This is a genomic window from Actinomyces minihominis (assembly GCF_900187855.1).
Lineage (GTDB): Bacteria > Actinomycetota > Actinomycetes > Actinomycetales > Actinomycetaceae > Scrofimicrobium > Scrofimicrobium minihominis.
In genome coordinates this window covers 12,319-27,366 of the sequence record NZ_FYEG01000009.1, presented here as the reverse complement: position 1 = coordinate 27,366, position 15,048 = coordinate 12,319, and the positions used below count along the sequence as shown (strand labels likewise).

Annotated in this window: 7 protein-coding genes; 6 read left to right on the top strand and 1 reads right to left on the bottom strand. The window is 59.3% G+C overall.

The annotated features are described in order from the left end of the window. Positions 1-59: 59 nt before the first annotated feature. On the top strand, positions 60-443 hold the full coding sequence (gene rplL, locus CS903_RS08275; RefSeq protein ID WP_099333090.1) for a 50S ribosomal protein L7/L12: 384 nt from the start codon (positions 60-62) through the stop codon (positions 441-443). 131 nt (positions 444-574) lie between these two features. Here rplL and CS903_RS08270 read toward each other — a convergent pair whose 3' ends face one another. Next, positions 575-1,288 (bottom strand): YggS family pyridoxal phosphate-dependent enzyme, encoded by a 714-nt coding sequence (locus CS903_RS08270; protein WP_099333089.1) that lies wholly within the window; start codon positions 1,286-1,288, stop codon positions 575-577. Positions 1,289-1,719: 431 nt separating this feature from the next. On the opposite strand from CS903_RS08270, the gene rpoB reads away from it, so the two are divergent. From rpoB to CS903_RS08245, 5 genes are all read left to right on the top strand, one after another. Further along, entirely contained in the window at positions 1,720-5,220 is a 3,501-nt protein-coding gene (gene rpoB, locus CS903_RS08265) for a DNA-directed RNA polymerase subunit beta (RefSeq protein ID WP_099333088.1), read from the top strand. Positions 5,221-5,250: 30 nt separating this feature from the next. Then, positions 5,251-9,159, top strand: coding sequence for a DNA-directed RNA polymerase subunit beta' (locus CS903_RS08260; RefSeq protein WP_099333087.1), 3,909 nt, complete (start codon positions 5,251-5,253; stop codon positions 9,157-9,159). Between the two features lie 588 nt (positions 9,160-9,747). Continuing rightward, positions 9,748-12,315 (top strand): LPXTG cell wall anchor domain-containing protein, encoded by a 2,568-nt coding sequence (locus tag CS903_RS08255; RefSeq protein ID WP_099333086.1) that lies wholly within the window; start codon positions 9,748-9,750, stop codon positions 12,313-12,315. 121 nt (positions 12,316-12,436) lie between these two features. Then, positions 12,437-13,873 (top strand): SpaH/EbpB family LPXTG-anchored major pilin, encoded by a 1,437-nt coding sequence (locus tag CS903_RS08250; RefSeq protein WP_099333085.1) that lies wholly within the window; start codon positions 12,437-12,439, stop codon positions 13,871-13,873. A 116-nt stretch (positions 13,874-13,989) separates the two neighbouring features. Beyond that, positions 13,990-14,901, top strand: a complete 912-nt coding sequence (locus tag CS903_RS08245) for a class C sortase (RefSeq protein WP_099333084.1) — start codon at positions 13,990-13,992, stop codon at positions 14,899-14,901. Positions 14,902-15,048 lie beyond the last annotated feature (147 nt).

Sequence of the window (15,048 nt, the reverse complement as noted above, 5' to 3'; positions counted from 1 at the left end):
TAGATGCCTGGATGGTTGTGGCCTAGCAAACTAAGTTTCGTTTTGTGGGAGGAAAAATCATGGCGAAAATGACAAATGATGAACTGATTGCACAGTTCAAGGAAATGACACTTCTTGAGCTCTCGGACTTCGTAAAGATGTTCGAGGAGGAGTTCGACGTTACCGCTGCTGCTCCGGCTGCTGTTGCAGTTGCTGCTGCTCCGGGCGCCGATGCACCTGCTGAAGAAGAGCAGACCGAGTTCGACGTAGTTCTTGAGTCCTTCGGCTCCGAGAAGATCCAGGTTATCAAGGCCGTTCGCGCCCTGACCGGCCTGGGCCTCAAGGAAGCCAAGGAGAAGGTTGACGGTGTTCCGTCAGTCCTGCTCGAGGGCGCCAAGAAGGAAGACGCTGAGAAGGCCAAGGCTGATATCGAAGCTGTTGGCGGCACCGTCGTCCTGAAGTAGTTGCTGCGCCTAGCGGCGCGTCAATGACTCTGGTTGGTGTTTAGACACCGACTGAAAGACCCCATCCAGTTCGCTTTTTGCGAGTGGATGGGGTCTTTCGCGTCTGTGCCAAGTGGGCCGGGGTGGTCGACCTAGCCGAAAAGAACAGAGCCAAGGCGCACGGTGGTGGCGCCCTCCTCAATGGCGATTCGGTAGTCCTGAGACATCCCCATGGAGAGTTCGTGGAAGTCGCACTCGGGGTGAAGCGCCGCCAGTTCTTCGCGGAGTCCACGCAGATCCGCAAACGTTTTGCGCACCACTCCTTCATCAGCCGTCAGGGGTGCCATCGTCATGAACCCCGCGATGTTCAGCGCCGGCAGTTTGAGGAGCTCGGCCAGCGCGGCCCGCACCCCATCGGGTTCAAACCCGGACTTGGCCCTCTCCCCCGAGGTGTTGACCTGCAGCAGAACCCTGAGGGGGGCGACTTTCAATCCCTCGTTCATTAGGTTCTGTGAGTGTCGGCTGAGCGCGTTGGCAACCCGCACCGAATCAACAGACTGCACCTCTTGCGCAACGCGCACCGCCTGGGCCGCCTTGTTGGTTTGCAGGTGTCCGATCAGGACCCAGTCAATCTCAAGGGCTGCCAGGTCTCCGGCGCGTGCCGTCAACTGCTGCACTCGGTTTTCTGCCAGCTCCTGAAATCCGAGCCTGCGGATGGCGCGGATGGCGTCCTCATCCGTGTACTTGGTAACCGGCAGGATCCGCACTTCTGCAGGATTGCGACCAACACTTTGCGCAGCGAGGGCGATCTGCTGGCGCACCTGCTCTAGTCGTGCGGAGAGGTCTGGCTGAACAGTTGGGGACACTGCGGAAGCTCCTTTTCACCTAGGCTCTTTACACCTAGGCTCTTTAACAGTAGGCGATCGTCAACGCAGCGGATTTCCTGTGGGGATACGGACGACCGGAGTGCGCTCTGGTAGGCCCCACCGGCAAGCTTCTGAGTTGCGCCGTGCGCGAACTCACTAATGCATCTGTTGCTATACACCACCGCACTGCATAAACTCAACATTTGCACCCATGTGTCCGAGGTGACCTGTATCCACACGCCGAATCAGCGCCAAGCGTGCAGGACAGAGTTAGTTAGGGGCCGGGTGCATCGCGCGCACCGCATGCAGACATAGGAACTGACGACTAGTTGGGTGAAGATGAGGCGGGTCATGGTCGCAAGACCAGCGCTTCGGTTCAGCCGGCAAGAAACGTCAGGGACTAGGTCAGAGACTGCCGGGAAGGACCCCCTTTGGCTGCCAGTTCAAACGCGGCTTCTGCCGCATACGAACCCACACATCGTATTTCATTTGCGAAACTCCGAGAGCCGCTTCAGCCCCCGAACCTACTCGAACTGCAGATCCGCAGCTTCGACTGGCTCTGTGGCACCCGCAGCTGGAGCAAGTACTCACAGACCGCTCTTCAGCAGGCCGTTGCCCGCGGTGAAGAGGTCGATGGTGAGTCCGGACTAGACGAAATCTTCGAGGAGACCTCAGGTATTGAGGATGCCCGCAAGGAGATGCTGCTCGAGTTCCGTGAGCCCACCCTTGAGCCCCCCGCCAACTCTCCGGAAGAGTGCCGCGAACGGGACCTGACCTACTCCTCAAAAATGTATGTGAAGGCCGACTTCACCTACGCCGAGACCGGTGAGATCAAGTCCCAGACCGTCTTCATGGGTGATTTCCCCATGATGACCGAGGACGGCACCTTCATCATCAACGGCACCGAGCGTGTCGTTGTCTCGCAGCTGGTTCGTTCCCCCGGTGTTTACTTTGAGCGCCAGTCGGACCCGAACTCAGACCGCGACACCTACGGCGCCAGGATTATCCCCTCGCGCGGTGCCTGGCTTGAGTTTGAGATTGACCGCCGCGACGCCGTCTCGGTTCGTATCGACCGGAAGCGTAAGCTGCCCGTCACCCTGTTCCTCAAGGCCATCGGCCTCACCGCACCGGAGATCGAGGTTCTCTTCGAGGACTACCCGCTGCTGCTTGAGACCCTTGCCAAGGATTCGGTTGAGACCCGCGAGGAAGCTCTCGAAGAGATCTACCGCAAGGTTCGTCCCGGCGAGCCCGCTTCGGTTGAGGCCGGAGATGCGCTGCTCTACAACTTCTACCGTGACCCCAAGCGTTACGACATGGGCAAGGTTGGTCGCTACAAGATCAACAAGAAGCTCGGCCTCGACGTCCCTCCGAAGGCTAAGACCCTGACCGAGGACGACATTGTCGGCACCGTGAAGTACATGCTGGCCATCCAGAAGGGCGAGAAGGTCCTGCCGGGCTTCCGCAACGGAGAGCCTGCTGAGATCCGCGTTGAGACCGACGATATCGACCACTTCGGTAACCGTCGTGTCCGCTCGGTTGGTGAACTGATCCAGGCGCAGATCCGTACCGGTCTGTCCCGCATGGAGCGCACGGTTCGTGAGCGCATGTCGACCCAGGATCCCAAGGCGATCACCCCGACCTCGCTGATCAACATTCGCCCCCTCACCGCGGCTATCAAGGAGTTCTTCGGAACCTCCCAGCTGTCGCAGTTTATGGACCAGAACAACCCGCTGGCGGGCCTGACGCACAAGAGGCGCCTCTCGGCTCTGGGCCCCGGTGGTCTGTCCCGTGATCGTGCAGGCATGGAAGTTCGTGACGTTCACCCGTCTCACTACGGCCGCATGTGCCCGATTGAGACCCCTGAAGGTCCGAACATCGGTCTGATTGGTTCACTGGCTGCGTTTGCGCGCATCAACCCGTTCGGTTTCATTGAGACCCCGTACCGCAAGGTCGAAAACGGCACGGTGACCAATGAGGTCCACTGGCTGACCGCTGATGAAGAGATCGGCCAGTTCATCGCTCAGGCTTCGGCCCCGACCGATGCGAATGGCCACTTTGCCGACGACCTGGTTCTGTGCCGTGTCGCTGGTGAGGATCCCACGCTGATCGAGCGTGACGAGGTGACCTACATGGACGTCTCCGCACGCCAGATGGTTTCTGTCGCGACCTCGCTGATCCCGTTCCTTGAGCACGATGATGCGAACCGCGCCCTCATGGGTGCGAACATGCAGCGTCAGGCTGTGCCGCTGCTGACCACCGAGGCTCCGCTTGTCGGAACCGGCATGGAACGCCGCACCGCCCACGACGCCATGGAACTTGAGACCGCCGACAAGGCCGGTGTCGTTTCCTACGTGTCGGCCGATGAGGTCGTTATCGCCAACGATGACGCCACCCAGTCGCGCTACACCCTGGCCAAGTTCAAGCGTTCGAACCCGGGTAACTGCATCAACCAGCGCGTCCTCGTCAACGAGGGCGATGTGGTTGAGCCCGGTGACGTCATTGCCGACGGTCCTTCAACTGACGGCGGCGAGCTCGCCCTCGGTAAGAACCTGCTGGTGGCCTACATGTCCTGGGAGGGCCTGAACTACGAGGATGCGATCATCCTGTCGCGTCGCGTGGTTGAGGACGACGTTCTGACCTCGATTCACATTGAGGAGTATGAGGTCGATGCCCGCGAGACCAAGCTTGGTGTCGAAGAGGTAACCCGCGATATTCCGAACATTTCGGAAGAGGCCATGGCTGACCTCGACGAGCGCGGCATCATCCGTGTTGGCGCTGAGGTTCGTGCGGGCGACATCCTGGTCGGTAAGGTCACCCCGAAGGGTGAGACCGAGCTGACTTCGGAAGAGCGCCTGCTGCGCGCCATCTTCGGCGAGAAGGCACGAGAGGTCCGCGATACCTCGCTGCGCGTTCCCCACGGTGAAGAGGGCATCGTTATCGATGTTCGCGAACTGAACGAGGACGACGGCGATCTGGGTCCGGGCGTCAAGCAGTCGGTCCGTGTCCTTGTTGCTCAGCGCCGCAAGATCACCATCGGTGACAAGATGGCTGGCCGCCACGGTAACAAGGGTGTCGTCTCGAAGATCCTGCCTATTGAGGACATGCCGTTCCTTGCCGACGGAACCCCGGTTGATATCATCCTCAACCCGATGGGTGTTCCGGGCCGTATGAACGTCGGTCAGGTTCTTGAGTTCCACCTGGGCTGGATTGCCAAGCAGGGTTGGGATGCCACCGGGGCACGCGAAGCCGGTGAAGCCTGGACGCAGCACCTGCACGCGGATGCACTGAAGGCTCCGGGTAACTCCCGGGTCGCCACCCCGTCCTTCGATGGTCTTGAGGCCGAGGAGCTGCTTGGTCTGCTCTCGGTAACCAACCCGAACCGTGACGGTGAGCAACTGGTCAACGAACTGGGTAAGGCCCAGCTGTTTGACGGCCGCTCCGGTGAGCCCTTCCCGCACCCGATTGCGGTTGGCTACAAGTACATGCTGAAGCTGCACCACCTGGTTGACGACAAGATCCACGCTCGTTCGACCGGTCCCTACTCGATGATTACGCAGCAGCCCCTGGGTGGTAAAGCCCAGTTCGGTGGACAGCGTTTCGGTGAGATGGAGGTGTGGGCACTTGAGGCTTACGGTGCCGCATACGCCCTTCAGGAACTCTTGACCATCAAGTCTGACGATACGTCGGGCCGCGTCAAGGTCTACGAGGCGATCGTCAAGGGTGAGGATATTCCGGAGCCGGGTATTCCCGAGTCGTTCCGTGTCCTCATCCAAGAGATGCGTTCGCTGTGCCTGGCGGTTGAGGCCCTGGACGCCGAGGGCAACGTCCTCGACCTCCAGGAAACGGAAGAAGACATGCGAGCTGGCGAGGAACTGGGGATCACCCTGGATGCGCGCCCCCTGTCTGCATCCGGTTCCCTCGACATCATCTGAGACGTGACCTACGGAAATAAGGAGTAAGTCTTGCTAGACGCAAAGACGTTTGACAGTTTGAGGATTTCCCTGGCCACGTCCGATGACATTGCCAGGTGGTCGTTCGGTGAGGTGAAGAAGCCGGAGACGATCAACTACCGCACCCTGAAGCCAGAGCGTGACGGCCTGTTCTGCGAGCAGATCTTCGGCCCGACCCGCGACTGGGAGTGTGCCTGCGGTAAGTACAAGCGGGTACGTTACAAGGGCATCACCTGTGAGCGCTGTGGTGTTGAGGTGACCCGTTCCAAGGTTCGTCGTGAGCGCATGGGTCACATCACCCTGGCCGCCCCCGTCACCCACATCTGGTACCTGAAGGGTGTTCCGTCACGCCTCGGTTACCTGCTGGATCTGGCGCCGAAGGACCTGGAGAAGGTCAACTACTTCGCCGCCTACATGATCACCGAGGTCGATGAGGAAGGCCGCCGCGAAGACACGGACATGCTCCGTGATGAACTGGCTGTGAAGAAGAAGCGCCTTGAGACCCGTCGCGACACCGAGATCAATGAGATCGCGGCTGGCCTGGAAGCCCGCATCGCTGAGCTTGAGGCCGAGGACGCCAAGTCCGACGTGATCCGCAAGGAGCGTCGCCTCATTGAGCGTGAGATGACCCAGACCCGTCGTCGCTACGACGATCAGATCAACCGCATGGAAGATGTCTGGACCCGTTTCCGCGACCTCAAGGTGGGTGACCTGATCGATGATCAGCGTCTCTACCATGCCATGACCACCAACTACGGCACCTACTTCAAGGGTGACATGGGCGCGGCAGCGATCCAGCGTCGCCTGCAGGACTTCGACCTCGCCTCAGAGGTAGAGATTCTCAAGGAAACCGTGCGCAGTGGTTCTACCCAGCGTAAGACCCGGGCCCTGAAGCGCCTCAAGGTCGTCAACGCGTTCCTTTCGACTGGCACCTCACCCGCCACGATGGTTCTGGACAAGGTTCCGGTCATTCCGCCGGACATCCGTCCGATGGTCCAGTTGGACGGTGGCCGCTTCGCGACCTCCGACCTCAACGACCTCTACCGTCGTGTCATCAACCGCAACAACCGTCTGAAGCGTCTGCTTGACCTCGGTGCCCCCGAGATCATCGTGAACAACGAGAAGCGCATGCTGCAGGAGTCGGTTGACGCCCTCTTCGACAACGGTCGTCGCGGTCGTCCGGTCGCCGGTGCGGGTAACCGTCCGCTCAAGTCGATTTCTGACATGCTCAAGGGCAAGCAGGGTCGTTTCCGTCAGAACCTGCTTGGTAAGCGCGTGGACTACTCGGGCCGTTCGGTCATCGTTGTGGGCCCGCAGCTGAAGATGCACCAGTGTGGTCTGCCGAAGCAGATGGCTCTGGAGCTGTTCAAGCCGTTCGTCATGAAGCGCCTGGTTGATAAGAACTACGCTCAGAACGTCAAGGCCGCCAAGCGTAAGGTTGAGCGCCAGCGTCCCGAGGTATGGGATGTCCTTGATGAGGTCATTCGCGAGCACCCGGTTCTGCTGAACCGTGCACCAACCCTGCACCGACTTGGAATCCAGGCTTTCGAACCGCAGCTGATTGAGGGTAAGGCTATCCAGCTGCACCCGCTGGCCTGCGCCGCCTTCAACGCGGACTTCGACGGTGACCAGATGGCAGTTCACCTGCCGCTGGGCGCAGAGGCTCAGGCTGAGGCCCGCATTCTGATGCTGTCGACCAACAACATCCTCAAGCCCTCTGACGGTCGTCCCGTCGCGATGCCGGCTCAGGATATGGTCTACGGCCTCTTCTACCTCACCGCTGACCCGGACTTCCCGGTTCTGGATGAGGACGGCAAGGAAATCGTCCTGCGCTACGGCACCATCGCTGAAGCCATCATGGCTTTCGATGCCGGTGAGATCACGCTGAACCAGAAGATCCGCCTGCGTTTCGAAGGCGTTGTTCCGCCGGTTGATTTCGTGGCACCCGAGGACTGGGTTGAGGGTTCGACTATCGAACTTGAGACCTCGCTTGGTCGCGCACTCTTCAATGAGACGCTGCCGGTTGACTACCCTTACGTGAACTTCAACGTCAAGAAGAAGCAGCTTTCGGAGATCGTCAACGACCTGGCCGAGCGCTACCCGAACGTCCTCGTGGCTGAGTCACTGGACGCACTGAAGTCCGCTGGTTTCTACTGGGCCACCTGGTCCGGTGTCACCTTCGCGTTCACCGATATCCAGCCCTCGCCGAACAAGGAGGCCATCCTTGCGAAGTACGAGGAGAAGGCGTCGAAGATCCAGTCGGAGTACGACCGCGGTCTAATCGGGGCCGAGGACCGCTACCGCGAACTGGTTGACGTGTGGACCGAGTGCACCCAGGTGGTTGCCGACGATATGCGCGTCAACTTCACCGAACTCAACACCGTGTTCCGCATGGTTGAGTCCGGGGCCCGTGGTAACTGGTCTCAGATCCAGCAGATCGCAGGTATGCGTGGTCTGGTGTCTGACCCGAAGCAGAAGCTGATCGAGCGCCCGATTCGTGCGAACTACCGTGAGGGCCTGACCGTCCTCGAGTACTTCATTGCGACCCACGGTGCCCGTAAGGGAACCGCTGATACGGCGCTTCGTACCGCTGAGTCGGGTTACCTGACCCGTCGTCTGGTCGACGTTTCGCAGGACGTTATTGTTCGTGAAGAAGACTGTGGCACCCGCGGTGGTGTTGAGGTCGAGATCGCGAAGCGTGACGAAGAGACCGGTGAGATGCACCGTTCCGCGGTCCTCGAGACCACGGCCTACGCTCGTACCCTGGCTGCTGATGTAGCCAACGCCGATGGTGACATCATCGGAGAGAAGGGTTCGGATGTCACCGGAGAGTCGTTGGATGCGATGATCGCTGCGGGTGTGGAGAAGATCAAGGTTCGCTCGGTTTTGACCTGCGAGTCCCTGGTTGGTACCTGCGCCGCCTGCTACGGCCGTTCACTGGCCACCGGTAAGCGCGCCGACATCGGTGAGGCCGTGGGTATTATCGCGGCTCAGTCGATTGGTGAGCCCGGAACCCAGCTGACGATGCGTACCTTCCACACCGGTGGTGCTGCATCGGGTGGTCAGGATATTACCCAGGGTCTGCCGCGTGTCCAGGAGCTCTTTGAGGCACGCACCCCGAAGGGTGTGGCCCGTATGGCTGAGGCCGATGGCACCATCGAGATCAACGAGGACAACCCGAACTACCGCGTCATCATCATCAAGCGTGACGATGACAAGGAAGACGTAGAGATTGATGTTTCTCGTCGTTCGAAGCTGCTTGTTGAAGAGGGCGATCACGTCGTCACCGGTCAGCAGCTTTCGGCTGGTCGTCTGGACCCGAAGGAGGTGCTGCGTCTGCGCGGTGCCTCGAAGGCTCAGCGCCTGCTGGTCGATGAGGTTCAGGAGATCTACCGTTCCCAGGGTGTGGATATCCACGCGAAGCACATCGAGGTTATCGTGCGTCAGATGACACGTCGTGTCACGGTTCTTGAGCCGGGGGACACCTCGTTCATGCCGGGTGAGCTGGTTGACTCGATGGTTTACCGCGAAGAGAACCGTCGCATCGCAGCCCAGGGTGGCAAGTTTGCCCAGGGTCGTCCGATGCTGATGGGTATTACGAAGGCGTCGCTTGCGACCGATTCGTGGCTCTCGGCGGCCTCGTTCCAGGAGACCACCAAGGTTCTGACTGAGGCAGCGATGAACACCAAGACGGACCCCCTGCTGGGCCTAAAGGAGAACGTCATCCTCGGTAAGTTGATCCCCGCCGGGACCGGCCTGGCCCGTTACGGCGACCTTGAGGTCGAACCGACGCCTGAGGCCATGGCAGAGATGAACTACAGCCCGCTCGACTTCTCGCTTGATGATGGTCGTACCGGCCTGGAGGACTTCGTCCACTCGCTCGAGAACATCGACTTCGGATTCGGGTTCTCCAACAACTAGTAGTAGTTACCACCAGGGGTGGGTCCACGGGATTTTCGTTCCGGGACCCGCCCCTTTGGGTTACCTGGAACAGTGCCAGGCTGTCTCTCCAAGCTAAAACAAGTGGGTTCAAGGTGTGACCTGGTGGGTGGTGCTTAGGCTGGGCTTCAGAAGGTCAAACTGCTGTTGAAAAGCGCCGTCCCCTCGACCGTGCGTTCGCCATGTTTAACGGCGGGGCAGAAAAAAGGGGAGAGAAAAACTATGCAAGCGAATAGAAATTGCATTCCCAGGTGAAATCTGATCCAGAAACCGACGCTTCGTGTCAAGGTCCTAGGGTAAAAATCTAGTTTTTCCCTATAAACTCGCCAAAAAGCCATCTTGAATATCAAGAAAGGCCTTTAAGAGTCTGCTTGGAATGGGTGAAAAAACGGGTGATTTACGCATTTTAGGATGGTAAAGAGTTCTCAACTTAACTATTTTTCCCACAGAGGTGTCGTGAGTCACATACGCATTTGTGGGTTGAAGGCCTAAGGTCCTCCCCGCGACAACTCGGGCCAAAGCGTTGTCAATATGGTTGGGGGCGTCGTGAGATCGACGAAGAAGCAGATAGTGAAAAACTCGCGCACCGGGGGTGTTCCCCTCAGGCGCGGATTCATTGCAGCCATAGCTGCCTTAGCTCTGACCGTCACAGGCTCACTCGCGGTAGCAGCCACACAGGACGGAACATCCAGCAAAGAGGGTCCGGTGCAAGCCATCACCCTCAACACTGAAACACTCGAGGGCCCCCAGAGCAGTGAGGCCCTCCCGGAATCAGGCTCAGAAGTAATCACCGACCCGGTGCGTGTTCCCGAGGAAAGTGCCCCGACCGACTCTCTCGCAGAAGCCCCAGCAGATGGTGGTTTGGCTGACCCTGCGCCGGATAGTTCGGGCTCCGATCCCCTGATAGTGGATGAACCAGTGGTTCAGAGCGCCGGGGGTGAAGAAGTCGTGACGGAGTCGACCCCGAATGTCGGTCTGCTGATGGCTGCGCCGGACCCGCTTCCGGCCGAAGGTGGTACCTACTCAGGCGGTACAGACAACTCAGATCCGGCTACCTGGACTGGGTCTTGGTCTCAGCAAACTCCTAAGCAGAACCAACTGTGGAACTTCACGACCTATCCTTCTGGCGCCAAGCTGATTGCTAAATGGGAACGCGACGGGGTGTCAGGTTCCCAGGCGTGGGCGATTGAGTACACGGTTGCACCGGAACGGTGGGGACCGGATGGATCTGCGACCCCTGTTCCACGACCAGACAGGTCGCAGGGTGGTCAGGTGATCTATATCGTTCAGAACGGTAACACCCTGCAGGCCCCGATTGCCTGCAACTATGATCCGATCACCTACACGGGTCCGGATGCCAACCCGGGGGATTACCCGGGTACATGTACCACGCTGAGCGACTTCACCTTCACCCTTGGCACTTCTTCAGGTCCGACCCCCAGGCCGACAGTCGAGGTGGAGCTCAGCCTTTCCTGGCTTGGTGGTACCGATTCTTGCCCGCCATTACTTGGCAGTAGCGGCTTTATCCGTACCCACAACAACGGCAGCGGGGCTACAGGCAACATCCGCAACTGGGCCAACCCAGTCGGAATCACACCGGAGTCGACCTGTGGGAAGCTCACTCTTGACAAGGTGGTCGGAAGCCAGTTTGCGGGGACTCTCGCGCCTAGTAAGACCAGTTGGACGCTCACGGCTACTGGTTTGAGTGGTGAAGCCCTAGGGGCCTCATACTCCGGTGCGGGCGGTGGGGTGTTCACCCAGGTCAAGCCGGGTCAGTATGCCCTGTCAGAAGTTGGTGTAGTCCCTGGTTACACGAACGGGACGACCTGGAGTTGCTCTGTTCCAGTGACGACGGTCGATGGTAAACCGACGATCACTGTTGCCTCCAAAGCCGATGTCACCTGTTCGATTACGAACACGGACCAGCCCGGCTCGGTGACGTGGTCCAAGGCCACTGGTGCTGATGGGACTACTTTGGTCGGCGGATCGGTGTGGAACCTGGTGGGGCCGGGGTATGCGGCTCCGGGGGTTTCGGTGGAGGACTGTGTTGTCGCCGGTTGTACGGGCTTGGATAAGGATCCCACTCCCGGTGGTTTCAGTCTGACCGGTTTGGCCTGGGGTGATTATGTCTTGACTGAGACTGCTGCGCCCGAAGGGTTTGTGATGGGGAGCCCGGCGCCTTCTTTCCAGTTCACGGTTAACGGTGGCAACCTGACGCCAGTCATCAACGAGGGTAACCCGGTGGTTAACCAGCCTCTGGTTGGGCTCACGGTGAATAAGCAGTGGACGTTGAATGGTGAGAACCCGATTTCGGATGCGGACCGGGCAGCACTTTCTGATGCGCAGCGAGCTTTGTATGGCACGGCCGCGTTGACGCTGTACCCACTTCCATCCGGGGTGACCAACCCGGCTTGGTCGAGTTCCTACAACTTCCCGAATACCTCAGTGGTGACCGTTGGTGAGACCGTGGTTGCCCCGACTAATGAGAAGTGTGTGATCGAGTCCCAGATGGTCACCAGCGTCAACGGGCAGGCTCTGGAATCACCGGTTGATGTTTCCTCTGCTGGGTTTGAGTACACGATGAACCCCACGGGCAACACCGTGGTTATTACTAACAACGTCACCTGTTCTCAGAACTTGACGCTGCTGAAGTTTGTCGAGGCCGAGGAAGAGGGGTTCATGCCCGCTGACTTCACCGTCATGGCAAATGGGCCTACGGGTTCCGCCTCAATTAGCACTGCTGGTTCTACCAGCGTCTCGGCTGCCAACACCATCGAGGTGGTGGCGGGGGAGGAGTACACGCTGAGTGAGGATGCGGATATTGCCTACCTGCAGCGTTCCTTGCAGAAGTACACGGTTAGCGACACCTGTCCAGCTGTTCCGACTCAGGCTGATCTTGATGATGATTCCTGCTGGGTCAATGTTACTGATGTAGCAGCGGCAGTGACCGTGGCCGATGGCCAACACGACTACTACAGATTCGTCAACTTCAAGCCGATAGCTCCGGGACTTCCGATCACAGGTGGTCTGGGTACGGATGCCTTCCTCATTATCGGTGGAGTGCTCCTCAGTGGTGGCTTGGCTTACCTCGTTTGGAGTAGGCGACGCGGCTCCAGCCTTCCCCAACTTCACTCCTAGAAAAGGGTCCCGACCAGAAGGGTCGGGTCCACCAAAAAGAAATCATCTTCAAAAACCGGGCACGACAGCCCAAAAGAAATGCTGACTAGCAACTGCAGTCAGGTAGAGAGAGGTAGTTCCCATGACAACACGCAACAGGCTCGTAGGGAGAACCCTTGCGGGTGTTGGGGTTGCCGGCTTGGCACTCACAGCCCTGGCCGGTATCGCCGCTGCAGATCCGATTGAGTACGGTTCGGGTCCTGGTCAGCCGGAGGCTCCCACATCGGGAACCCTCAACATCCACAAGTTTGTCGGGGTCGACGCAGCCTTTACAGGTACTGGCGCACCCGTAACGATTTCGGACAAGCTTCCCTTAGGGGGAGTGACATTCACGGCCTACCCGATCACCAGCATCGATCTGGCTGATCCACTGGATTGGGAGCTGCTGAACAGCCTCTCCTACTCATGTGGGGGGGAATCGGTTGCGCCAGAGGTGACCGGACAGACTGTTGGTGCCGGCACCGCCATTGGTCCGACCAGTGACGCGGGCCTGGCTTCTGCGAGCCTTGCCGTTGGGGCTTACCTGGTTTGTGAAACTGGCGCCCCCGCCAACGTCACCGAGAAGTCGGCTCCGTTCATCGTGACAGTCCCGATGCCCGCTGGGGCAAACGGCTGGCGCTACGATATCCACGCCTACCCGAAGAACCTCCTCACCGAGGGTGAAACGGGGAAGACTGTGGATGACGCAGGCGCGGTCAAAGAGGGCGATGCTGTGAGCTGGACCGTCACATCCAAGAACATCAACGCACCGCTGAGCACCTTTGTTATGAGTGACGTTCTTGATGGTCGGTTGAAGTATGTCGCGGACTCAATGCTTGTTGAAGCTCACCAGCCGGGGGTTACGGGAGCTACAGATGTGACTAGCTCATTCACCACCGCTGTTACTGGTGCCAACGCAACGACGGGGCAGGGGGGCACCCTGACTGCTACCGCTACCAGCTTCACTGCTCTCAACGCTCTCAAGGCTGGTTACTACCTGACATTCACCTTTGAGACGACAGTCCACGGGATTGGCACCATAACCAACCTGGCGAATGTCGGTGGGTTCGATACGAACACTGCCCAGACCCTGTGGGGGGCCATTGAGATCACCAAGTCTGATGCTGCTAACGCATCCAAGCTTCTAAATGGTGCGGAGTTCGAGATCCGTACGGGAGAGTGTGGTGCTACGGACGCAGTCTTGGTTGACACTATTACCACCGGTGGCGGCACGCCAGCCGTGAACGGTGTGGCTACCAGCACCGGCCTTAAGGCTGGCACCTACTGTGTGAAGGAGACGAAGGCACCTGCAGGCTACACGGGTACCTTTAAGCAAACAGTCGACGTTGCTGCCGGTGCTACAGCCGCAGCATCCACGAAGGCGGTTTCTGTAACCAACACCCAGAAGACAGTTCCGGGTCTGCCAGTCACGGGCGCCAACGGCACCATGCTGATGACCATGGGCGGCATCGCAATCATCGCCATCGGCGGCGGTATTGCCCTGGCAAGTCGTAGCCGTAGGAAGTCTGTTTCCGAGTAGGTGTTAGAGGCCTAGCCGAACAGTGCTGGGGCCCTGGCGTAACCATTCGTCACGGCCCCAGCGCCTCGGCACGTTTGGGACATATACAGACATATATATAAGGAAAGGTCTGGGACATGACTTCCAGCAGAGTCGGCAGGCGCACTACACCATCGGCCACTGCCCCCGCGCACCGCTGGAAGCTACCCGTTCCCGCGCTGGTGGGGGCATTGGTTGTCCTGATCGGGGTGACTGTCCTGCTCTATCCCAGCGCCTCGTCCTGGGCTTTCCAGGTTAACCAGGCGAACGCCCTCGCCAAGAACACCGCCAGTGTCTTCAGTGAGGCAGCTGAGGAACGCAGGGCCGTTGTTGACGAGGCCCATGCTTATAACGACGCCCTTGCCAGCGGGGCCTTCGTGGGTGCCAACACGAATGTCCCCACGGGGGAAGGTTCAGGTGCTGACAGCTTTATCTATGACGATATGCTCAAGTCCGTCGACGGGGTGATGGCTCGAATCCGCTACGAAAAGGCGGGGGTCGACCTGCCGGTTTACCACGGCACCGCGGATGCCACCCTACTAAAGGGTATCGGTCATCTCGAAGGGACCTCCCTTCCGGTTGGTGGGGTGGGAACGAGGTCGGTGCTGACGGGGCACCGCGGCCTTGCCGATGCCGCCATGTTCACCTACCTGGACCGAGCAAAGGTAGGGGATACCTTTACGATCGAGGTGCAGGGTGAAGCGCTGGTCTACGCCGTCACCGATATTCGAATCGTGGAACCCGATGAGTCTGAGGAGCTCCTTGCCGACCCGTCCCGTGATCTCGTCACCCTGGTGACCTGCACACCTCTTGGAATCAACACCCAGCGGATCCTCGTAACCGGCGAACGTGTTCTTCCCACGCCGAGCGCAGCGGTTGCTGAGGTCGGCCAACCCTCCGGCCTGCCGAACTTCCCCTGGTGGATGGTCGCGTGGACCAGCACTGCCATCATCGGTGGCCTCTACGTCTGGCGCTCCGGTTACGCAGCCTCGCGACGCGGGTCCGACTGAGGTCCCATAAATGGATTGACCTGAGGCTTCGGTTGGTGAACCTTCGGGTGATCGTTAGGCCCCTTTACTAACCCGTTAGCTAATGGCCTGATATAACTCTTAATGTGATCTGATCAGCGGTGAAAAATCTCTGGTAGTCGCGCTCGA

Excerpts from the sequence above, each read along its gene's own strand:
- CS903_RS08250 (WP_099333085.1), top strand. The coding sequence starts at position 12,437 with ATGACAACACGCAACAGGCTCGTAGGGAGAACCCTTGCGGGTGTTGGG.
- CS903_RS08245 (WP_099333084.1), top strand. The coding sequence starts at position 13,990 with ATGACTTCCAGCAGAGTCGGCAGGCGCACTACACCATCGGCCACTGCC.
- rplL (WP_099333090.1), top strand. The coding sequence starts at position 60 with ATGGCGAAAATGACAAATGATGAACTGATTGCACAGTTCAAGGAAATG.